Here is a 22,516-nt window from a genome sequence, read left to right as displayed (position 1 = left end):
CCCTGGGCTGCCTGGCTATGGGTTAGAGGATGCTCAGCGGGTATTCGACGAAAGCACGGATTTCATTGAGATCAGGGCCAACGGTGTTATCCGCCCGGTAGATGGAGTTGCGTAGGCTCAAGGATAGATCTTTGGCAGAGCCGTTCTGCACCACATATTTGATCTGGTTGAAAATTTCCCGTTCGGTACCGTCGCTGGCGGCGCCTGTGTCGATGTTGTCCCCGCGCACATAGGCGAACTTGTAGCTTAAACCTGGAATGCCGTAAGTGGCGAAGTCCAGCTCATAGCTGCCCTGCCAGGAGCGCTCGTCCTTGAGGTTGAAGTCGGAGTAGTACGAGTTGGCCAGGTAGATGCTGCTGCCGCCGTCGCCGTAGTCGTAGGCATAACCCGCATCGCCGCTGCTGCGCTGATGGGCGACGATGAAGGCGTGGGCGCCGATGCTGTATTTGGCTGCCAGGCTCCAGATCGTGTTCTGATCATTGTTGCCGTCACCACCGAAATCCAGGGCCGCCTCGGCGCCGTCGTCATAGTCGGTGCGATAGATATTGAAATCGAAATTCAGAGCCTGCTCAGCCGACAGGGGAATGGTGTAGTTGGCATTGGCGTAGAGCTTCTCGAACGTGTCTTCGACATCGGAGCGATACAGCGCGACGCTGAGGTTGTCCGTGACCTGGTAATCGCCGCCGATCACGTCAATGCTCTTGAGGCGATTGGGATCGCGGGCCGGGTCGCCCATCGGGCTGTCGGCAGTGAACCGACCAACGTTCAGTGCAAGCCCCTCTATCTCGTTACTGGTCACCAGGGTGCCGGTGAATGCTTGCGGCAGCAGGCGGCTGTCGTCATAAGCCAGTACGGGCAGGGACGGGAACTGGTTACCGTACTTGATCACGGTGTTGGAAATGCGCAGCTTGACTGCGGCGCCTGCTTCGGAGAGCTCGTCCACCGGGCGACCGTCGCTGTCTGTGTCGAAAAACGCGCCGTAGTTGCGGCCTCGGCCACTATCGAGCTTGATACCGAGCAGGCCATAGGCATCGACCCCAAAGCCGACGGTGCCCTGGGTGAAGCCGGATTCGAAGGTGCCGATAAACCCCTGGCCCCAGGTCTTGGCGTCGGCGGCGCCATCCTTGAAGTCACGGTTGTAGTAGGCATTGCGTAGCAGCACACCCAGGCTGCTGTCGGCGACGAAGCCATTGGATTCGGACTGCGCGCTGGCAAGCGCGAAGGGCGTGCTGCCAGCGGCAAGGACAAATGTCAGTGTGCGGCGCGTGAGTGCATGCATGTGTGGGTCCTTGGTTGAGAATGCGTGGGGGGTTCGCGGCAGCTTCAGGTGTGTCGAGCCCGTGCTTGGACAGGCTTAATGGGCCACTCTTTTGGCGGCTTGCGCGGTACGATTTTCATCTTTCGATTTCGTCCGTGACAGCGCAAAACTCCGAGATACTTGCCTGATTCTGTGGAATACAGGTCCTTTGTGCCCTTGTGCTGGCTGAGTATCTGGAGGCGGTGTAAATAGAGAAGTGAGGCTTTTCTGACAGAAATGTCAGGGAGCGGTCAGCCTCCAGACAACCAGTGCTGTATAGGCTGAGGGGTGATGTGGGCAACAGGTCGTCAAGCACCTTGTTTGTTGACCTGCGCCGTAATTTAGAGGAGGTGCCGAATGCGTTTGCTCATCGTCGAGGATGAAGAAAAGACCTCCTCCTATGTGCACCGAGGCCTGAGCGAGCTCGGCTATATCGTCGATGTCGCCCGTAACGGCATCGACGGCCTGCATTGCGCGCTCGAAATGGATTACGACGTCGTGGTCCTCGATGTGATGTTGCCGGGCAAGGACGGTTACGGCGTGCTCCAAGGCCTGCGCCTGCAGAAGAAAACCCCGGTCATCATGCTCTCGGCCCGTGGCACGGTTGACGACCGCGTGCGCGGGTTGCGCGAGGGCGCCGATGACTACCTGGGCAAACCCTTCTCGTTTGCCGAACTGGTCGCGCGGATCCAGGCGCTGATCCGCCGCCGCGCCAGCGATACTGCCGATCTCACGCACTTGTGCATCGACGATCTGGAGATGGACCTGCAAGCGCGCAAGGTCACCCGGGCCGGGTTGCGCTTGGACCTCACCGCCAAGGAGTTCTCCCTGCTAAGCCTGCTGGCGCGGCACCAGGGCGAAATTCTCTCCAAGTTGATGATCGCCGAACAGGTCTGGGACATGAATTTCGACAGTGACGCCAACGTGGTTGAGGTGGCGATCAAACGTGTCCGCGCCAAGGTGGATGCCCCCTATGCGCGCAAGCTGCTGCACACCGTGCGCGGCATGGGTTATGTGCTGGAAAGCCGCGAAGAAAGTGGCCGGCAAGGCAGCAGCGCGGGATGAGGGGATCAATCGCCAGGCGGCTGGCCCTGATGTTCGCGTTGGCAGCCATTCTGATCACCTCGACCAGCGCGGTGCTGTTGCGCTGCTCGTTGAAGCAGTCGTTGGAAACGCAGATGCACAACGAGCTTACCCTGCGCCATTCGGTGCTCGATCCGTTGCTCGCGAAGTACGAATCGCCGGCGATGTGGGTCGTGGTGCACGAGAAGTTGGACAGCCTGACGCCCACGGACGAGCGGGTGCGCTACTGGGTATTGAGCGACAACGCGGACTACAGCTACGGCGGCGCGATGCCCGATGGCCTGGATCGCTCGAAGCATGCCGATGGCTTTTCGATCATGGAAGTACCCGACCAACACTGCCCGATGGTGCTGCTGAGCAAGACGATCCCCGCCATGGGAAGCCGCCCGGAGCTGCGCTTTATCGTCGGTCTGGATTCGACGCCTTTCATGGGCACGCTGAGCACGTTCACCAAAACCCTGATCCTTACCTCGGCGCTGGGTATCGCCCTGGCGGCACTGCTCGGTTACTGGGTGTCGCGGTTTGGCCTGGAGCCGGTTCGGCGTCTGAGCAACCAGGCCAACAGCCTGCCCCCCGGCGACTCGAAACAGCGCCTGGATACCGAGGCGCTACCTGATGAGTTGCAGGAACTGGCGGTGTCGTTCAACGGTGCGCTTGCTCGCCAGGAAAAGGCCTGGTGTCAGCTCGAAGGTTTCAATGCCAACGTCGCCCATGAGTTGCGTACGCCTCTGACCAACCTGATCGGTCAGACTCAGGTGGCACTGGCCCACGAGCGTGATCTGAGCGAGCTGCAGGACCTGCTGCAGTCGAATCTGGAAGAGCTGGAGCGCATGGGCACCATCGTCAACGACATGTTGTTCCTGGCAGGTGCAGAAAGCGGGCAGCGCGCCACTGAGCTGAGTGATGTCTCGCTGTGTGAGGAGGCGTCCAAGACCGTGGAATACCTGGAGCCCGTCTTGCTCGACAAGCAACTGAACGTGGTTATCCAGGGCGACATGCGGGTACGCATCGACCGGCGCCTGTTTCATCGTTCTCTGGCTAACCTGTTGCAGAATGCGGCGCGCTATGCGGCGCCGGCAAGCACCATCACGGTCAGTCTGGTGAGCAACGGCCTGCAGGCCGAGGTGAGCGTTTCCAACGTCGGTGAGCCTATCGACAGCGTGCATCTGGAACACCTGTTCGAGCGCTTCTATCGCGCCGACGCGGCCAGGGCGCGCAGCGACGCGCACCATGGTCTGGGCCTCTCCATTGTGCGGGCCGTGGCGTCCATGCATGGCGGCCGGGTGTTTGCCCGCAGTGCAGAGGGGCTCAATACCTTCGGATTTTCCCTGACCAGCGAAACGCTCCGCTAATGCTCGCCATCCGCTTCGGCGGATGGCGCCTGTGCACAGGCGTTTGACATCTTCCTGTCAGTCAGCGGTCACCTTGACGTCAGTCTCCCCGCCCTAGAGTGCGACAACTATTTAGGGGGAGGGAGTGTCATGGTGACGCCCAATGCGTTCAGGAAATGGCTTGGTTCGGCTCTGCTCACAGGCTGTGCGGCAGTTGCCGGTGGTCTCTACTTCTGGCCTTCACCCTCCGCTGCTACGGCTGCTGCAACGGTGCCGGCAGTACCTGTGCGGGTCAGCACGGTGGAGCAGCGCTCGGTGCCGGTACTGATCAGCGCATTGGGCACCGTGCGTTCCCAGCGCAGCGTGGAGATCAGGCCGCAGGTCGATGGTCTGCTGGTCGAGCTGCCGGTCAAGGAAGGGCAGTTCGTCAAGCGCGGCGATCTGCTCGCGCGTATCGATGATCGCAGCATCGTGGCCGCGCTGGATCAGGCCAAGGCCCAGCTGGCCGTGGCCCAGGCCCAGTTGGCGTCAGCCAGCCTGGACCTCAGTCGCTATCAATCCCTGGTCAAGACCCAAGCCATTTCAACCCAGACCCTGGACCAGCAGCGTGCCCTGGTGGCCCAGTTACAGGCCACCGTACGCACTGAGCAAGCCAGCGTGGCGGCCAATCAGGTACAGCTCTCCCATACCCGTATCCATGCGCCGAACGATGGCCGGGTCGGTATCCATAATGTGCATGAAGGCAGTTTTCTAAGGGTCAGCGAGGCGCTGGGGTTGTTCTCCGTGGTGCAACTGGACCCGATCAGTGTCGAGGTGGCGCTGCCCCAGGGGATGTTGCCGCAATTGCAGGCGCTGCTGTCCGGCCGTGAGGACAACCCGGCGCCGCTGCAGGCGTATGCCGGGGACGGCGGTGAGCTGCTTGGCGAGGGACGCCTGGCGCTGATCGACAACCGGGTTTCGAGCCAGAGCGGGACGATCAGGGTCAAGGCTGATTTTGCCAACGCCGACGGGCGCTTGTGGCCGGATCAGTCGGTGACGGTGAACCTGCAGGTTCAGACCTTGCCCGACGCCCTGGTGGTGCCGCAGCGGGCGCTGCGCCAAGGGGTCGACCAGGTGATGGTCTGGCGGGTGGTGGATGGCAGCGTCGCGCCGCAACCGGTACAGGTACGCCACAGCGATAATCAGATTGCCGTGGTCAGCGGCCTGGCCGCTGGCGATACCGTGGTGGTTGACGGGCACTCACGGCTGCGTCCGGGGGTTGCCGTGCGCATTCTCGACGAGGGCCCGGCCCAGGCGGCTGCGGTTGCCGGGCGGAGGGTGTTCTGATGGCCGGTCGCAACCTGTACGCCTGGTTTATGGATCACCCGGTCGGCACCATCCTGCTGACCGTCGCCCTGGTGCTGCTGGGGGTTCTGGCTTTTCCACGGCTATCGATCGCGCCCCTGCCCGAGGCGGATTTCCCGACCATCCAGATTACCGCCAGCCTGCCGGGGGCCAGCGCCGAGACCATGGCCTCATCGGTGGCGACACCGCTGGAGGTGCAGCTCAGCACGATCTCCGGGATCACCGAGATGACCTCGTCCAGCTCCCTCGGCATGCTCACCCTCAACCTGCAGTTCAGCCTGGAAAAAGACATCGACAGCGCGGCCCAGGAAGTCCAGGCCGCGATCAATACCGCCTCGGCGCGGCTACCCGAAGACATGCCAAGCCTGCCGACCTGGCGCAAGGTCAACCCGGCGGACAGCCCGATTCTGATCCTCAGCGTCAACTCCGACAGCCTGTCGATGATTGAGCTGAGCGACCAGGCCGAAACCGTCCTGGCCCGCCAGTTGAGTCAGGTCCAGGGGGTTGGCCTGATCGATGTGGTGGGTCAGCACCGGCCGGCCATACGCATTCAGGCGCGCCCGGAAGTCCTGGCCGGCGCCGGTGTGACATTGGCCGATATCCGCGAGGCCGTGCAGCGCGCCAGCGTCAACCTGCCAAAGGGGGCGCTGTTCGGCAACAACCGTATATCCACCTTGGCGGTCAACGATCAACTGTTCGAGGCCCATGAGTACGCAGACATCATCGTCACTTACCGCAATGGCTCGGCGGTGCGGATCAAGGACCTCGCCACGGTGCAGGTCGGCGCAGAAAACGACTACACCCAGTACTGGCCAAACGGCCGGCCCGGTGTGGCCTTGGTGATTCGGCGCCAGCCGGGGGCCAATATTGTGGCCACCGCCGAGCGTATCCAGGCTGCCCTGCCGGCCTTGCGCGCGGCGTTGCCGGCGGCCATGGAGGTCGAGGTGCTCAACGACCGTACTCGCACCATTCGCTCCTCGCTGCACGAAGTCATGCTGACCCTGGTGATCGCCATTGTGCTGGTCGTCGGGGTGATGGCGCTGTTTCTGCGCCAGTGGTCGGCCACCCTGATCGTCTCAGCCGTACTGGGGGTTTCCCTGATCGCGACCTGTGCGGTGATGTACCTGGCCGGTTTCAGCCTGAACAACCTGACCCTGGTCGCCATCGTGATTGCCGTGGGGTTTATCGTCGACGATGCCATCGTGGTGGTCGAGAACATCCACCGTCACCTGGAGGCAGGCGAAAGCCGCTACGACGCAGCGCTCAAGGGCGTGCGCGAAATCGGTTTTACCGTGGTCTCGATCAGCGTCTCGCTGGTCGCAGCGTTCATCCCGCTGTTGTTCATGGGCGGGGTGATCGGCCGTTTGTTTCGCGAATTCGCGCTGACGGCGACGGCGGCCATCCTGATCTCCGTGGTGGTCTGCCTGACCTTGGTGCCGACGCTGGCGGCGTTGTTTATGCAGGCTCCTAAACACCGCGAGGCCAACGCGTCGGATTTCACCAGCAGGCTGGTCAGTGGCTACGACCGCGCACTCTGTTGGGCGCTCGACCATCAACGCAGCATGCTGGGCATCTTCATGCTCAGTGTGGTGATGAGCGTGACCAGCTTCGTGATGATTCCCAAGGGTTTCTTCCCGCTGCAGGACACCGCTTTCATCATGGGCTTTACCCAGGCCGCACCGGATATTTCCTATGACGAGATGGTCGCCAAGCACAAGCAACTGGAGGCGATCATCAGTCAGGATCCGGCGATCATCAGCTACAACCATGGGGTCGGTGGCGCCGCCAGCGACTCGATCGGCAATGGGCGCATGTGGCTGGTGTTGAATGATCCTGGGCAGCGTGATGAGGATGTCAGTGAAGTCATCGATCGCCTGCGCCCGCAACTGGCCCAGGTGCCGGGGATTCAGGTGTTCCTGCGGGCCGCCCAGGACATCAATATCGGCGCTGGGGTACCGCGTGCCCAGTACCAGTATGTGCTGCGCGCGCAGAGCAGTGCCGAGCTGGGGGAGTGGACCCGGACGCTGACCGAGCGGCTGCGGCAGATGCCTGCGTTCCAGGATGTTTCCCATGACCTGCAGCAGGACGCCAACATCACCCGCCTGACCATCGACCGGGATGAAGCGGCCCGCTACGGTTTCTCGGCCGCGGATGTCGACAACGCACTGTATGACGCCTTCGGCCAACGGCAGATCAACGAGTATCAGACCGAGACCAACCAGTATCAGGTCGTGCTGGAGTTGAGCACGGCGCAGCGCGGTAACGCCGAGAGCCTGGCCTTTTTCCACCTGCGTTCGCCGACCACCGGCGAGATGGTGCCGCTGCGTACCTTCGCTCGCCTCGAGCCTCAGGAAAGCGGCCCACAGGTCATCGCCCACAATGGCATGCTGCCGGCGGCCAATATCTCGTTCAACCTGAGTGAAGGTGTGGCCCTGGGTGATGCGGTGGCGCAACTCAACGCGCTGCAATTGGAGATCGGTATGCCGGCCTCGGTGACCGGCACCTTCCAGGGAGCGGCCCAGGCGTTCCAGGCATCGCTGGCCAGCCAGCCGTTGCTGATCCTTACCGCATTGCTGGCGGTTTACATCATCCTCGGCGTGCTCTACGAGAGCTTTGTCCACCCGCTGACCATTTTGTCGACGCTGCCTTCGGCTGGCATCGGCGCCATCCTGCTGTTGTGGGCCTGGCAGCTGGACTTCTCGATCATGGCGCTGATCGGGCTGATTCTGCTGATCGGCATCGTCAAGAAGAACGGCATCCTGCTGATCGATTTCGCCCTGCATGCCCAGCGCGTCGAGGGCTTGTCGCCACGGGAGGCGATCCACCAGGCCTGCCTGACACGCTTTCGCCCGATCCTGATGACCACTCTGGCCGCACTGCTCGGTGCGGTGCCCCTGATGATGGCATTCGGTACCGGGGCCGAGCTGCGTGAGCCGCTGGGCGTGGCCATCGTCGGCGGGCTGCTGCTCAGCCAGGTGCTGACGATGCTGACGACCCCCGTGATCTACCTGGCGCTGGATCGCCTGTCGCGGCGTGCCAGTAAACCCGTCGCGGCGCAGCCAGCGGGAGGTGCGCTATGAGGCGGCCCCTGTACAGGCGAGCATCGCTCACGCTGATGGCGGTGCTCGGCCTGGCCGGTTGCGCGAGCCAGGAGCCCGCCCACGAGGCATTCGTGACGCCATCAGCCACGACGCCATCCGCTTTGGCTGCCCTGTCGCCACGCTGGTGGGAGAGCTTCGAGGATCAGTCGTTCGAGCGCCTTATTGACCTGGCGCTGCGTGACAACCTGGACCTGCTGAGCGCCAGCGAGCGGGTCCGCGAGCAGCGCGCCCAGCGCAGCCAGGCAGCGGCTGCACTGCTGCCTGATATCGCCATCGGCGCTAATTACGAGCGTTCTCGCAACGCCTTGGACGGCCTTACGAACGCGCATTTCTATGGCCTGGATCTGGCCTGGGAGCTGGATGTGTCTGGGCGGCTGCGCGCCTTGCGCAATGCCAGCGATGCTGAGCTGCGGGCAGCCGCCGAGGACTATCGCAGCTTGCGCATCGGACTGATGGCGGAAGTTGCCAACACCTACCTGAGCTATCGCCTGGCGCAACAGCAACTGGCCATCGCCACTCGCGCCAGCGTGACACAGCGGGAAACGGCCCGGGTTACCCGTGAGCGCTTTGCCCAGGGCACGGTGAATCGCCTGGATGTCGAGCGCATCGAAGCCCAGGTGCAGGTAACCGAGGCGGAAATACCGGTAGCCCGGCAGCAACAGGTCGATGCGCGTTACGCGCTGGCTTATCTGCTGGCGGCCGAGCAGCAGGCCGTCGATGCGATCCTGGCGCAGGGCGCTGAGACTCTCAGCCAGCCGAGCGAGGATGCGCTGGCGGCGTTGCTTGAAGTGCCTGTGGAGATCCTGCGCGAACGGCCGGATGTCCGTGCGGCCAGTGAGCGTCTGCAAGCGGCGGGTGAGGAGCTGGCGGCCAGCCGAGCGGCGCGTTACCCACAGCTGACTCTGGGCGCCCTGGGCGGTTTCGAGCGTGGGGCCAGTGCTCCTGCCTGGTCATTGACTGCAGGGCTGCTGCAGCCATTGTTCGACTTTGGCCGCATTCGCGCCGGCATCGAAGCCAGTGATGCACGCCGGGCTCAGGCGTTCCTGGCCTACGAGACGTCGCTGCGCCAGGCGCTGCGGGAAACCCAGAGCGCCCTCCATGCCTATGGCCAGGGCTGGCAACGGCAGCAGCGTCTGGAGCAGGCCACTGCTGCCGCCACCCGCGCCGTCGAGTTGGCGCGCAACCAGTACGAGGTGGGCACCGTATCACTTTTGGAGGTGCTGGACGCCGAACGCAGCCTGTTCGACATCCAGCGCAGCCAGGTGCAGGCCAGCACCGATGTATCGCTGCGCTGGGTCGAGTTGCATCGGACGATGGGCATTGCCCCGCAGGCCGTTACCGAGGCACTCGCCTCGCGTGAGTGATCAGGCTTAGCCCTATATGGGCTGCTTGGCGCCGGCAGGCAATGTCCAGCGGCAGTCGCTATTCACCGGCTCAGGAGCGCTCAGCGATCCGGGCCTTATGCGGGACCGTTCAGGCTGCGGATCATCAGCCTTTGGGAGTTCACCATGACGCGTTACAACCTGTCGCTCGCCAGCCTGATGGCCATCTGCGTGCTTAGTAGCTCGCCGCTTTTGGCTGACGAAAACGCCGAGTCCACGGCCTATACCTACGGCATGAACCTGAATATCGCCAAGGTCATTCGCACCGAGGAACCGCAACCACAGGTTTGCGAGGTGGTGCAGGTGAAAATGACTTACCTGAGCACCCAGGGGACGACGGAAACCGTCAGCTATCTGAAGCTGGCTGATGTCTGTGTCAGCAATGGTTGAGTGAGCGTCACTGCGGTGTTGGCGACTGCCTACCAAGGGCGCGGTTCAGCGGCATGATTCCCCTGACGATGAGTCGCAATTCCTGACGCGGATAGCGGCAGTAGTCGACGGTGATGGTAGATTCGGTACTGTGCGCTGTAGAGGGTATCGCCCTCGCAACCCAGAAGACCGTGACTGTGCCGAGAGTGGGGATAACGTATGTATCGCAAGGTTTTCGCCAACAAGGTATTCGACCGTAAGGTGGTGCTGATCAGCGGAGGCTGCGCGGGCATTGGCCGTGCTCTGGCCATGCGCCTGGCTCAGGCCGGGGCGCGGTTGGTGATTCTCGATCTTGACCAGCAGGCCCTCGACAGCCTGGTGCAGCACCTGGCTGACCATCACAACGCCGAGGCCATGGGCGTGCAGTGCGATGTGGCCGATGCCGAGGCGGTGGCGCGCGCGGTGGCCCTGGCGGTGGAGCGTTTTGGTGGCATCGATGTGCTGGTCAACAACGCCGGCATCACCCACCGCAGCAGCTTTGCCGAAACCGAGTTGGCGGTGTTCCAGCGGATCATGGCGGTCAATTACTTCGGCGCCCTGCATTGCACTCGCGCGGCTTTGCCCAGCTTGATCGCCCGGAGCGGGCAGATCATCGTGCTCAGCTCGCTCTCCGGCTTCGCCCCGCTGCTCTACCGCAGCGCCTACAACGCCAGCAAACATGCCTTGCACGGTTTGTTCGAGACCCTGCGCTACGAGCTCAAGGGCTCGGGCGTCAATGTGATGCTGGTATGCCCCGGCTTTACCGCCACCGACCTGCGCAAGAACGCCCTGGTCGGCGACGGCTCGGTGGCCGCGCAGCCGCCCCTGGCCATGGGCAAGGTGGCCTCGCCGCAGGATGTTGCCGAAGCCATTTATGCCGGTGCGCTGCGCCGCCGGCGTTTGCTGGTGCTGTCCAACGTCGACTGGCGCGCGCGGTTGCTGGCGCGTTTCTTCCCGCAGATATTCGAGCGTGTGCTATTGCCGCGGTTGTCCGGGCTCAAGCCGTCGGGGCGGCATTAAGACGATGCCCGAAAAAACCTGTGCCAGCCCTAACGCAGCATCTGGGTGAACCACAGAACGCGCGTAGGAGCCCCGCCTCGGGGCGAATTGATTGCCGCCATTCAGTTATTTCGGCGTTGCCCATGGCATTCGCCGCGGGGCGCGGCTCCTACGAAAAAGCATCGTCGCCGTGCAACACCGCACTGGGACATCGCTGTCATTAAGCGGCGCCGATGCCGCGGGCCATCATGGTTGCCAACAACGGGATCACCAGTAGCAGCGCCAATTCCAGGCGGATAACCGTGGTCACCAAGCGGGCCTGGCCGGCGCTGATGTTCGGCATTCGCCCGGCCTTGAGGTCGTTGCGCCAGCTCAGGTAGACCCAGGTCGGCACCACTGAGATCAGCCCGACTAGGGTCTGTTCCCGTTTCGTTCGCGGCCGCGCCGGAGCCAGTTTTAGCGCGAGGCAAGGCACGAGATGCGAAGTTTAGCCGGCTAAATGAGCCATCGAGAAACGCAGCATCGCGCTAAAACTGGCCCGGCCCTTCGGGTGGGGCCGCCTAGGTTGCGCGCAAAATCTCGCCATGCGTTGTTGGAGGACTTGGCAAGGGAACAACCATTCCCTGCGTCCTCCGCCTAGCCTGGCGAGATTTTTCGCGGCAACGCGGCTCGCGACGAAACGGGAACAGACCCTAAAATAAACAGCCCTACTTTGGCGTGAAACAGCCCGTTGCCCAGGTAGTACGCCAGCCCCTTGCCGAACCACAGCACGCGCGCCAGTCCGGTGACCAGCACCAGGCCGGCACAGACGCCATAGGCGATATCCAGGCGGATCAGCGAACGCGCCGTTTCGACCGTTATCTCGCGGCTGAACAGTCGATGCTCCAGGGTCAACAGGGCGAAGAGTACGAAGATCGACAGGTAGTGAGCGTAAGCGGCGAGGGCATTGGCCATGGCGGTTCTCGTGAGGGCGTGATCAGTGTGGCGCAGCCAGCTCGACGCGGTCGCGGCCATTCGCTTTGGCGTAGTACAGCGCCTGGTCTGCGCGCTTGAGGGTGTTGCCCAGGACCTCGGATTCCTCATGCACGGCGGCACCAATGCTGATGGTCACGTCCAGCGCTAGCTGCTCGGCCTGGACCGGCGTGCTGCGCACCGCCTGGCGAATGCGCTCGGCCACCTGCAGCAGTTCATGGGCATCGCGTACCTGCAGGAGCACCACGAACTCCTCGCCACCACTGCGTGTGACCACGTCCTGCGGGCGCACGGCTGCGCTGATATGCCGGGCGGTCTGCCAGAGGGTATGGTCGCCGACATCATGACCGTGACGGTCATTGACCGACTTGAAGTGGTCCAGGTCGCAATAGAGCACGCCCAGCAGCGTGCCATGTGCCTGGGCACTGGCTTGCTCCAGCACGAGGAAGTGATTGAGGCCGGCGCGGTTCCACAGCTGGGTCAGCGGGTCGAGCATGACCTTGCGCTCCTCGCGGCTCAGGGCCGCACGCAATTGCGCGGTTTGCTCGCTGAGGCTGAGTAGCTTGAGGTAGCCCTCGGCAAGGGTGGCCATGTCCTTCAACTGGCGCAGTTGCCGGTCATCCAGGTGCATGGGGGTGGTGTGCATGATGCACAGCGTCCCCAGGGCCTGCCCCTCGGCCGAGAACAACGGCTGGCCGGCGTAGAAACGGTAGAACGGCTCGCCGATTACCACGGCGGCGCTGCACACGCTGGTGTCCAGGTGGGTGTCTTCGATGACATAGGGTTCGGTGCCGAGAATGGCCTGCCCACAGAAGCTCGGGGTGCGCGGTATTTCCGCTACCGGCGCGCCGACCCGCGCCTTGAACCAGTGGCGCTCGCAGTCGATCAGGCTGACCAGTACGGTGCGCACGCCGAACAGGTCCTGGGTGAGGCGCACCAGGGTATCGAGCAGCGGATCGGCGGGCGTGTCGAGCAGCTCCTGGTTGTCCAGGGATTGCTGGCGGCGGGCTTCAGCTTCGGCATCGAGTGATTCGGGGAAGGTCATGGGGCAGGCTCCTGAAACCAGCGATCACGGCGTGTCAGGCGGTAAGCATAGACACCCAGGGTGGCGCTGCGCAGGCTCATAAACAGCAAAAAGGCCAGCCACAGCCCATGGTTGCCCAGCGGGCGCATCAGCCAGCCGAGCGGCAAGGCGAGCAGCAGGGCAATGAGCATCGCATCGCGCATCTCGCGGGCACGGGTGGCGCCGATAAACAGCCCATCGAGCAGGTAGCTCCACACCGCGATCAGCGGCAGCGCGGCCAGGTACGGCAGGTAGCTGGCGGCCGTGGCGCGCACGCTGGGGATATTGGTTTGCAGGGCGATAAAGGCGCTACCCGCGAACAGGAAGAACAGCGCAAACGCGAGGCTGGCAAGCAGCGACCAGGCGCCGGCCACCAGCAGGTTGCGCCGTAGCGCCAGGCGGTCGCGGGCGCCCAGGGCATGGCCGCAAAGCGCCTCAACGGCATGGGCCAGGCCGTCGAGGGCGTGGGCGGTGAGCAGCAGGCCATTGAGCAGCAGGGCGTTGGCCGCCACCGTGGTATCGCCCAGGCGAGTGCCCTGCACAGTGATCAGAAAAAACACGCTCTGCAACGCCAGGGTGCGGATAAAAATATCGCGGTTTACCGCCAGCAGCGGGCGCCAGTTCTGCCAGCGGCGCAGGGCGCTGCGGTCGATCTGCCCGGGGTAAGCGCGCAGGCTGCGCAGGGCCAGCGCCAGGCCGAGCAGGGCGCCACTCCATTCGGCGATCACCGAAGCCCAGGCGGCGCCGGCCACACCCCAGTCTAGGCCGAGCACGAAGAGCAGGTCGAGGCCGACGTTGAGCAGGTTGGTGGTCAGCAGAATGGCCAGCGGCCCGCGCGCATTCTGGGTGCCCAGTAGCCAGCCGATCAGCGCATAGGTGGCCAGGGCGGCGGGCAGACCGAACAGACGAATCTGAAAGTACTGGCTGGCCAGTTCATCCAGCGCCGCCGACGGCTGCATCAACCCCAGCGCCAGTTGGCTGAACGGCAGCGCCAGGGCGATCAATACAATGGCCAGGCCGCCACCAAGCAGCAGGCCTTGGCTCAGCACCTGGCGCAGTGCGCTGCCGTCGGCGCGCCCACTGGCCTGGGCGGCGAAGCCGGTGGTGCCCATGCGCAGAAAACCCACAGCCCAGGTCAGCAGGGTATAGAGGCTGCCGCCAATGGCCACGGCGGCCAACTGATGGGCATGGGGCAAATGGCCGACCACGGCGCTGTCGACCAGCGCCACCAGGGGCACGGACAGGTTGGAGAGAATCATCGGCGCGGCCAGCGCCCAGACGCGGTTGTGGGTCGGGCGGTGGCGCCAGGCGTCACGCAAGGTAGCGAAGTGGCTCATGGGGCTTCCGTCGGATAACTGCTGCTGGCTGCGAATGTGTCGAGCGCATCTGGCATAGGGCTCGACTATAGTGTCGGGCGTCTGCTCATACCACCTCGTCGGAGCCTGTAATGCCGAACAAAGGACTGCTTCTGGCACTTGCCCTGAGCCTGCTCAGCGCCTGTGATTCATCCACTCCCGAGCCGGTGGCCAGCGTGCCGAGCGCGGCGCCCGAAGCACGCCAGGCGGACCCGGTTGCGGCCGACCCCGAGGCGCTGCGCGCCCGTTATGCCGGCCGTGAACTGACGGTGGTAGATGTATCCGAGGTGCAGATCGACGGCGCCAGCGCGCTGTCCGTGAGCCTGTCGGTGCCCCTCGACCCGGAGCAGAATTTCGCCGAGCGCCTGCACCTGGTCGACAGCAAAAGCGGCAAGGTCGACGGCGCCTGGGAGCTCAGCGACAACCTGATGGAACTGCGCCTGCGCCCGTTGGAGCCGCAGCGCAAGCTGGTGCTGACCGTCGATGCCGGCCTGCGCAGCCTGACCGACGCGACGCTGGCCGCCGAGTACGTCAGCCGCCTGGAAACCCGCGACCTGCAAGCCAGCGTTGGCTTTGCCAGCCGCGGTTCGCTACTGCCCACGCGCCTGGCCGATGGCCTGCCGGTGATCGCCCTGAATGTCGAACGGATCAACGTCGAGTTCTTCCGCATCAAACCCGAAGCGCTACCGCGCTTTCTCGCCCGCTGGGGCCGCAGCAGTAACCTGGATACCTGGGATGCCGAGCAACTGCTGCCGATGGCCGAGCTGGTCTACGGTGGGCGCTTCGACCTCAACCCGGCGCGTAATACCCGCGAAACCCTGCTGCTGCCGATTGCCGACCTGCCGCCGTTCAAGGAGCCAGGCGTGTACCTGGCGGTGATGCGCGAGGCCGGGCGCTACAGCTACTCCCAGCCGGCGACGCTGTTCAGCCTGAGCGACATCGGTCTGTCGCTGCACCGATACCGTAACCGCCTCGATGTGTTCACCCAGGCCCTGGCTGGCGGCAAGGCGCTGGAGGGCGTGAGCCTGGAAGTGCTCGATGCTGAAGGCAAGCTGCTGGCCGAAGGCCGCACCGACAAAGCCGGGCATGCCGAGCTGCCGCTGCCTGAAAAAGCCAACCTGCTCTTGGCCCACCAAGGCGCCCAGACCAGCCTGCTGCGCCTGGACGGCCCGGCCCTGGATCTGGCCGAGTTCGACATTGCCGGCGCACCGGCGCACCCGCTGCAGTTCTTCGTGTTTGGCCCGCGTGATCTGTATCGGCCGGGCGAGACCGTGCTGCTCAATGCGCTGCTGCGCGATGGCGACGGTCGTGCGCTCAAGGCCCGGCCGGTAAAGGTTGAAGTACGCCGCCCGGATGAGCAGGTCAGCCGCACCTTCGTCTGGCAAGGTGACGACAGCGGCCTGTTCCAATATGCGCTGGAGTTGGCCGACGAAGCGCCGACCGGGCGCTGGCAACTGCTGTTCGACCTCGGTGACGGCGTGCCGCAGCTGTATGAATTCTCCGTCGAAGACTTCCTCCCCGAGCGCCTGGCCCTGGACCTCGAAGGCCAGGACGCGCCCTTCGCCCCGGCCGACAACGCCCGTTTCACGGTCAACGGCCGTTACCTGTACGGCGCCCCGGCGGCGGGCAACCGGCTCAGCGGCCAGCTTTACGTGCGACCGCTGCGCGAGGCGCTGGATAACCTGCCGGGTTACCAGTTCGGCTCGATCACCGAGGAGGAATTGAACCAGGACATCGAGCTGGAAGAGCTCAGCCTGGATGATCAGGGCCATGCCGAGATCGACCTGGAAAGCCGCTGGAGCGAGGCCCGCTCGCCGTTACGGCTGATTCTCCAGGCCAGCCTGCAGGAGTCGGGCGGTCGCCCGGTGACGCGCCGGTTGGTCCAGCCGGTATGGCCGGCAGAACGCCTGCCCGGTGTGCGCGGGTTGTTCGACGGCGAGGCGGTAGATGCCGACAGCCTGGCGGAATTCGAAGTGCTGGTGGCCGATGCCGAGGGCAACAAGCTGGCCGCCGATAACCTCAGCGTGCGCCTGGTGCGCGAGCGCCGCGACTACTACTGGAACTTCTCCGACAGTGACGGCTGGAGCCACAACTACAACGAGAAATACCTGACCCTCAGCGAGCAGACCCTGGCCGTCAGCGCCGGCGGTACCGCCAAGGTCAGTTTCCCGGTGGAGTGGGGGCCGTATCGCATTGAGGTGATCGACGCCCAGACCGGCCTGCTCAGCAGCCTGCGTTTCTGGGCCGGCTACCGCTGGCAGGACAACGCCGATGGCGGCGCGGTGCGCCCCGACCAGGTCAAACTGGCGCTGGATAAACCGGCCTACGCCGAGGGCGAGGTGGCGCAAGTCACCGTCACCCCGCCGGCAGCCGGCAGCGGCTACCTGCTGGTCGAGTCCAGCGATGGCCCGCTGTGGTGGCAGGCGATTGAGGTCGGCGCCGCAGGCGAAACCTTCGAGATTCCCATCGAGGCGGCCTGGGCGCGGCATGATCTGTACGTCAGCGCCCTGGTGATTCGCCCTGGCGAGCGCAAGACCCAGGCCACGCCCAAACGTGCGGTCGGCCTGCTGCACCTGCCGCTGCAACGCGCACCCCGGCAATTGGCCCTGAGCCTGGAGGCGCCGGCGAATATGCGGCCGAACCAGCCGCTGGCGGTCAAGGTGCGTGCGCGCAACGCCGATGGCAGTGTGCCGACCCAGGTGCGCGTGCTGTTGGCGGCGGTGGATGTCGGCATCCTCAATATCACCGACTACGCTACGCCGGACCCCTTCGCCGCCTTCTTCGGGCGCAAGGCTTACGGCGCCGACCAGTTGGATGTGTATGGGCAACTGATCGAAGCGGGGCAGGGCCGCCTGGCCAAGCTGGCCTTTGGTGGTGACGCGGCCCTGGCGGCTGGCGGCAAGCGCCCGGATACCAGCGTGCTGATCGTCGCCGAGCAGAGCCAGGTGCTCGTCCTCGATGACGCGGGCGAGGGCAGTCTCAGCCTGAATATTCCCGACTTTAACGGCGAGCTGCGGCTGATGGCCCAGGCCTGGACCGATGAGCGCTACGGCATGGCCGAGGGCAAGGTTGTGGTGGCGGCGCCGCTCATCGCCGAATTGTCGGCGCCGCGCTTCCTGGCCGGTGGCGACGAGACCAGCCTGGCCCTGGACCTGAGCAACCGCTCCGGCGCCGCGCAACAGTTGAGCGTCACCCTGCAGGCCGACGGCCTGCTGCAGCTGGCCGACGCCAGCCAGAGCAACCTCAAGGTTGAGCTGGCCGATGGTGCGCGGCAGATCCTGCGCATTCCGGTGCGCGCCCTGGGCGGCTTTGGTCAGGGCCAGTTGCGCGTGAGTGTCGAGGGCCTGCAATTGCCGGGCGAAAACCTGCCGGTCTTGCAGCGCAACTGGGACCTTGGCGTGCGCCCGGCCTACCCGGCGCAGGTGCGCCAGTTCCGCTCGGTACTCGACGGCCAGCCCTGGCTGTTGCCGGCCGGTGCCCTGGCGGGGTTCGAGCCGGCAGGGCTGGAGGCACGCCTGGCGGTTTCCAGCCGTCCGCCGCTGAACCTCGGCGAGCAGATTCGCGCGCTCAAGGCTTACCCTTATGGCTGTCTGGAGCAAACCACCAGCGGCCTGTACCCGTCGCTGTATGCTGACGCGGTGACGCTCAAGCGCCTGGGTATCGAGGGCGAGCCTGAGGCGCAGCGTAAGCGTGCCATCGAACTGGGCATCGAGCGCCTGCTGAGCATGCAGCGTTACAACGGCAGCTTCGGCCTGTGGGGCCGCGACGGCGAGGAGGAATACTGGCTGACCGCCTATGTCACTGACTTCCTCCTGCGCGCCCGTGACCTGGGCTTCAGCGTGCCGGCCGAGGCCTTGAGCAAGGCTAGCGAGCGCCTGCTGCGCTACGTGCAGGAGCGCAACCTGATCGAAGTGGGTTACAGCGAAGACCTCAACCACACCCGTTTTGCCGTGCAGGCCTACGCCGGCTACGTGCTTGCGCGCAGCCAGCAGGCGCCGCTGGGCGCCCTGCGCAGCCTGTTCGAGCGCCGCGCCGACGCCCGCTCCGGGCTGCCGCTGGTGCACCTGGCCGTGGCCCTGGCGAAGATGGGCGATCAGCCGCGCGCCGATCAGGCCCTGGATGCTGGCCTGGCGCAGCCGCGCGATGCCAAACCCTGGCTGGCCGATTACGGCAGCCCGCTGCGCGACCAGGCGCTGATTCTGGCGCTGCTCGAAGAGCATGACCTGGCCGCCGAGCGCCGCGCGCCACGGCTGTTCAGCCTGGCCGATGAGGTGGCGAGCAACAGCTGGCTGTCGACCCAGGAGCGTAATGCCCTGTACCTGGCCGGGCGCTACCTGCTCGGCCAGCCCGAGCGCAGCTGGCAGACCGCGCTGAACAGCGGTGCGTTCGCCTTTACCCTGAGCAACGCGCAGCCGGGCATCCGCCTGGATAACACGCAACTGGCAGAGCCCCTGAGCCTGACCCCGGCGGGCGATGAGACGCTGTACCAGCAACTGACGCTGTCCGGTTATCCACGCCAGGCGCCGCCGGCCGGCGGCGATACCCTGAGCATCAGCCGCGAGTACTTGCGCCCCGATGGCGAGCCGCTGGATTTGAACGGCCTCGACAGTGGCGAGCTGGTGCTGGTGCACCTGACCGTGTCGGCGAGCCAGCGCGTGCCTGATGCCCTGGTGGTCGACTTGCTGCCGGCCGGGCTGGAGCTGGAAAACCAGAACCTGGCCAACAGCGCTGCCAGCCTCGACGATGCCAGCGCCGCCGTGCAGGAGTGGCGTCAGAGCATGCAGAACGCCGGTATTCGTCACCAGGAGTTCCGCGGTGATCGCTATGTGGCGGCGGTGGAGGTCAACGGTTACGGCGCCACTCACTTGCTGTATCTGGCGCGGGCGGTGACGCCGGGCACTTATCGCGTGCCACCGCCCCAGGTGGAGTCCATGTACCGGCCAAGCTGGCAGGCCCTAGGCGAAACCCCAGCGCAGTTGGTGGTCAAGCCGCGTTGAGGTGAGGGAGAGATGGGATTCGGGGCCGCAAGGCCCCGCAATCGCATGTCACGACACCCTGCAATTTGTAGGAGCGAATTTATTCGCGATAGACCTTGAAAGCGCCACGGCTAAAGCGGGTAGCCACTCGGTCCCCCGCGCTCCTGGCTTGACTGACATGTGTTGTGTGACACGGAACTGGCCTTTATTCGCGATTGCTTTAGAAAATGCTAGCGAATCAACGCACTCAACAACCACAACCCCAGCAACAGCCAGATAATCCCGCTGATAATCGAGCCACGCAGGAACGAACGCAGGGCGGTGTACAGCAGCATGATGCCGATCACCACCACGGCGATGGTCAGCAGTGACGGCGTGACGCCCAGCGCGCTGGACATACCGTCGATAAAACCGCCAATGGCGTTGCCGAGGATGCCGAAGAAGCCACTGAGCGCCTCGACGATAAAGCGGATAAATGCGCCGAACGCCTGGCCGAGGGATTCGAAAAAGCCTTCTACATACATAAGTGGGATTTCCTGAGTCGCGGCCTTATGCCGCGCGATGGGTCGTGGCTATTGGGCTGTTGGCGACGAACGGAGTTCCATTAACCCACATTTGCCTGAGCCACGCATCCGCGCTACAAGGCAGGCCAGCACTAGGTACGAGGGGACGGTCGGGTGGTTGAGTCATTGGCGCGTGGGCGCGCCCTGTTACGGGCGTTGCGTCGGCCCTGGTTGGGCGGGCCGCTGCTGGCGGTGTTGGTGCTGTGGAGCGCCGACCGGCTGTTCCCCTTGCCACTGCCGGCCGATGACCTGGCCCGCGTAGTGCTGGCCGAGGATGGCACGCCGCTATGGCGCTTCGCCGATGCCGAGGGCATCTGGCGCTACCCGGTGACGCCGGATGGGGTGTCGCCCTATTACCTCGACGCGCTGCTGACCTACGAGGACCGCTGGTTCTACGCCCATCCGGGCATCAACCCCCTGGCCCTGGGCCGTGCTGCCTGGCAGAACCTGCGCAGCGGGCGCGTGCTGTCGGGTGGCAGCACCCTGTCGATGCAGGTGGCGCGCCTACTCGACCCCCATGCGCGCAGTTACAGCGGCAAGCTCAAGCAGTTGTGGCGCACGCTGCAGTTGGAATGGCACCTGTCCAAGGAGGAGATCCTCACCCTGTACCTCAACCGCGCGCCGTTCGGCGGCACCCTGCAGGGCGTGGCCGCGGCCAGCTGGGCCTACCTGGGCAAATCGCCGGCCCAGCTGACCCGCGCCGAGGCGGCGCTGCTTGCGGTCTTGCCCCAGGCGCCCAGCCGCCTGCGCCCGGACCGTCACCCGCAACGCGCCCAGGCCGCGCGGGACAAGGTGCTCGCGCGGCTGGCCGAGTTTCAGGTCTGGCCCCAGGCGGCGGTGACCGATGCGCGGCAGGAACCGGTGCTGCTGGCGCCCCGTCAGGAACCGCGCCTGGCGCCACTGTTAGCGCGTCGGCTGAACACCCCGGGCAGCCCGGCGCTGATCCGCACCACCCTGGACGCCGCCTTGCAGCGACGCCTGGAAGACCTGTTGCTGGGCTGGCGTGCGCGCTTGCCCGAGCGCACCTCGGCGGCGATTCTGGTGGTCGAGCAGCCGAGCATGGCGGTACGCGCCTATGTCGGCTCGGTGGACCTGGGCGATGCGCGGCGCTTCGGCCATGTCGACATGGTCCGCGCGCAGCGCTCGCCGGGTTCCACCCTGAAACCCTTCCTCTACGGCCTGGCTTTGGACGCCGGGTTGATCCATGCCGAGTCGCTGCTGCAGGACGTGCCGCGCCGCTATGGCGACTACCGGCCGGGCAATTTTGCTGCCGGTTTCAGCGGCCCGGTCTCGGCCAGCGAGGCCCTGGCACGCTCGCTCAACCTGCCGGCAGTGCAGTTGCTCGAAGCCTACGGGCCGAAGCGCTTTGCCGGCGAGCTGCGCGGCGCCGGTGTGCCGCTTGCCTTGCCGCCGCTGGCCGAACCGAACCTGGCGGTGATTCTCGGCGGCGCCGGCAGCCGCCTGGAAGAGCTGGTGGTCGGCTACAGCGCCCTGGCCCGTGGCGGCATGACGGCGCGGCTGCGCTATCAGCCGCAGGACCCATTGGTCGAGCGGCGCCTGCTGTCGCCGGGGGCGGCCTGGATCGTGCGGCGTATCCTCGCCGGCCAGGCACGCCCCGACCGTGACCCACGGGCGCAGCTCACGGCACGCCCGGCGCTGGCCTGGAAGACCGGCACCAGCTACGGCTTTCGCGATGCTTGGGCCTTGGGCGTGGCGCCGCGCTATGTGCTCGGGGTGTGGATCGGTCGGCCCGATGGCACGCCGGTGCCGGGGCAATTCGGCCTGGCCTCGGCGGCGCCGCTGCTGTTGCAGGTGCATGACCTGCTGAGCAACCGCGATCAGCAGCGTGGCGTGCCATTACCGGCCGATCCGCAGCCGGCCAGTGTTGGCGTGGCGGCGATCTGCTGGCCGCTGGGTCAGCCCTTGCGGCGCGATGACGCCAATTGCCGGCAACAGCGCTTTACCTGGACCCTGGATGGCACCACACCACCAACCCTGCTGGCGCGCGACCAGCCCCTCGGTCTGGGTTTGCGCGAAACGCTCTGGCTCAACCCCCAGGGCCTGCGCGTGGCGCCGGGCTGCCCCGGCGCCCATGTCGAGGAGATCGCGCTCTGGCCGGCGCCGCTGGAACCCTGGCTGCCGCGCCGCGAACGGCGCAGTGCGCGCCTGCCGGCCGCCGATAGCGCCTGCCCGCCGACGGCCACGGCGGTCAGCGCGCCCTTGTCGATTGTCGGCGTGCGCGAGGGCGACCGCCTGCGCCGCCCGACGGCCAGCAGCACGCCGTTGCGCCTACGCCTGTCAGCCCTGGGCGGTAGCGGCACGCGCTGGTGGTTCGTCAATGGTCAGCCAATGGGCCAGAGCACCGTCGACGAGGTCTGGCAACAGACGTTCGACAAACCCGGCAGCTACCAGCTCAGCGTGCTCGACGAAAGCGGCCAGACCGCGCAGGTGGGGTTCGCCATCGAGCTTTGAACCTGGCCAGGTGGGCTGTGCCCCCGGATTATTAGAGGCCGCATGTAGGGTGAGCCGCGCGCACCAGTGGGCACAACAAATCGCGGTGCGCATGGCGCACCCTACGGTTTTTAGCCCGTAGCCTGGGTCGAGCGCAGCGACACCCGGGCGAGTGTGTCCCGGGTATCGCG

At 65.2% G+C, this 22,516-nt stretch carries 14 protein-coding genes and 1 pseudogene; 9 read left to right on the top strand and 6 right to left on the bottom strand.

Translation table 11 applies throughout. The features are described 5' to 3' along the window. Nucleotides 1-22: 22 nt before the first annotated feature. A complete protein-coding gene (locus BMW49_RS12900) occupies nt 23-1,279 on the bottom strand; it encodes an OprD family porin (protein ID WP_069519840.1) in 1,257 nt (418 codons plus the stop codon). A gap of 375 nt (nt 1,280-1,654) precedes the next feature. Between BMW49_RS12900 and BMW49_RS12895 the strand changes: the two genes are divergently transcribed. The 7 genes from BMW49_RS12895 to BMW49_RS12865 all read left to right on the top strand — a co-directional run bounded on the left by BMW49_RS12895 (nt 1,655) and on the right by BMW49_RS12865 (nt 10,966). Then, nucleotides 1,655-2,362: a heavy metal response regulator transcription factor gene (locus tag BMW49_RS12895; protein WP_069519839.1), complete on the top strand. Its 708-nt coding sequence runs from the start codon at nt 1,655-1,657 to the stop codon at nt 2,360-2,362. Beyond that, nucleotides 2,359-3,732: a heavy metal sensor histidine kinase gene (locus tag BMW49_RS12890; RefSeq protein ID WP_069519838.1), complete on the top strand. Its 1,374-nt coding sequence runs from the start codon at nt 2,359-2,361 to the stop codon at nt 3,730-3,732. The genes BMW49_RS12895 and BMW49_RS12890 overlap by 4 nt, the downstream gene beginning before the upstream one ends. Nucleotides 3,733-3,861: 129 nt before the next feature. Continuing rightward, the gene (locus tag BMW49_RS12885) at nt 3,862-5,037 is read left to right on the top strand and encodes an efflux RND transporter periplasmic adaptor subunit (protein ID WP_083251780.1); all 1,176 of its coding nucleotides are present in this window, start codon (nt 3,862-3,864) and stop codon (nt 5,035-5,037) included. Next, nucleotides 5,037-8,135 (top strand): multidrug efflux RND transporter permease subunit, encoded by a 3,099-nt coding sequence (locus BMW49_RS12880; RefSeq protein ID WP_069519837.1) that lies wholly within the window; start codon nt 5,037-5,039, stop codon nt 8,133-8,135. Before BMW49_RS12885 ends, BMW49_RS12880 begins: the two co-directional genes overlap by 1 nt. After that, a complete protein-coding gene (locus BMW49_RS12875) occupies nt 8,132-9,520 on the top strand; it encodes an efflux transporter outer membrane subunit (protein WP_083251779.1) in 1,389 nt (462 codons plus the stop codon). The genes BMW49_RS12880 and BMW49_RS12875 overlap by 4 nt, the downstream gene beginning before the upstream one ends. Before the next feature lie 144 nt (nt 9,521-9,664). Beyond that, on the top strand, nt 9,665-9,928 hold the full coding sequence (locus BMW49_RS12870; RefSeq protein WP_069519834.1) for a DUF2790 domain-containing protein: 264 nt from the start codon (nt 9,665-9,667) through the stop codon (nt 9,926-9,928). A gap of 198 nt (nt 9,929-10,126) precedes the next feature. Further along, complete coding sequence (locus tag BMW49_RS12865; protein WP_069519833.1) at nt 10,127-10,966, top strand: SDR family oxidoreductase; 840 nt, start codon at nt 10,127-10,129, stop codon at nt 10,964-10,966. Nucleotides 10,967-11,165: 199 nt separating this feature from the next. Here the strand turns inward: BMW49_RS12865 and BMW49_RS12860 are convergent, their stop codons facing one another. From BMW49_RS12860 to BMW49_RS12845, 4 genes and pseudogenes are all read right to left on the bottom strand, one after another. Continuing rightward, nucleotides 11,166-11,420, bottom strand: coding sequence for a DUF2214 family protein (locus BMW49_RS12860; protein WP_090390962.1), 255 nt, complete (start codon nt 11,418-11,420; stop codon nt 11,166-11,168). A gap of 218 nt (nt 11,421-11,638) precedes the next feature. Then, nucleotides 11,639-11,899: pseudogene (locus BMW49_RS12855) on the bottom strand (DUF2214 family protein); the annotation flags it as partial. Between the two features lie 22 nt (nt 11,900-11,921). Next, a complete protein-coding gene (locus tag BMW49_RS12850) occupies nt 11,922-12,962 on the bottom strand; it encodes a sensor domain-containing diguanylate cyclase (protein WP_069519273.1) in 1,041 nt (346 codons plus the stop codon). Beyond that, a complete protein-coding gene (locus tag BMW49_RS12845) occupies nt 12,959-14,317 on the bottom strand; it encodes an MATE family efflux transporter (protein WP_069519272.1) in 1,359 nt (452 codons plus the stop codon). The genes BMW49_RS12850 and BMW49_RS12845 overlap by 4 nt, the downstream gene beginning before the upstream one ends. Before the next feature lie 110 nt (nt 14,318-14,427). On the opposite strand from BMW49_RS12845, the gene BMW49_RS12840 reads away from it, so the two are divergent. Further along, nucleotides 14,428-19,332: an alpha-2-macroglobulin family protein gene (locus BMW49_RS12840; RefSeq protein ID WP_069519271.1), complete on the top strand. Its 4,905-nt coding sequence runs from the start codon at nt 14,428-14,430 to the stop codon at nt 19,330-19,332. 209 nt (nt 19,333-19,541) lie between these two features. On the opposite strand, the gene BMW49_RS12835 is transcribed toward BMW49_RS12840, so the two are convergent. After that, nucleotides 19,542-19,835, bottom strand: a complete 294-nt coding sequence (locus BMW49_RS12835; protein ID WP_069519270.1) for a hypothetical protein — start codon at nt 19,833-19,835, stop codon at nt 19,542-19,544. A gap of 195 nt (nt 19,836-20,030) precedes the next feature. Here BMW49_RS12835 and pbpC point away from each other — a divergent pair, with 195 nt between their 5' ends. Beyond that, entirely contained in the window at nt 20,031-22,346 is a 2,316-nt protein-coding gene (pbpC, locus tag BMW49_RS12830; RefSeq protein ID WP_069519277.1) for a peptidoglycan glycosyltransferase PbpC, read from the top strand. Nucleotides 22,347-22,516: the final 170 nt, after the last annotated feature.

The sequence above is a fragment of the Pseudomonas cuatrocienegasensis genome, assembly GCF_900110925.1.
GTDB lineage: Bacteria > Pseudomonadota > Gammaproteobacteria > Pseudomonadales > Pseudomonadaceae > Aquipseudomonas > Aquipseudomonas cuatrocienegasensis.
This window is presented reverse-complemented; position numbering and strand designations above follow the sequence as displayed.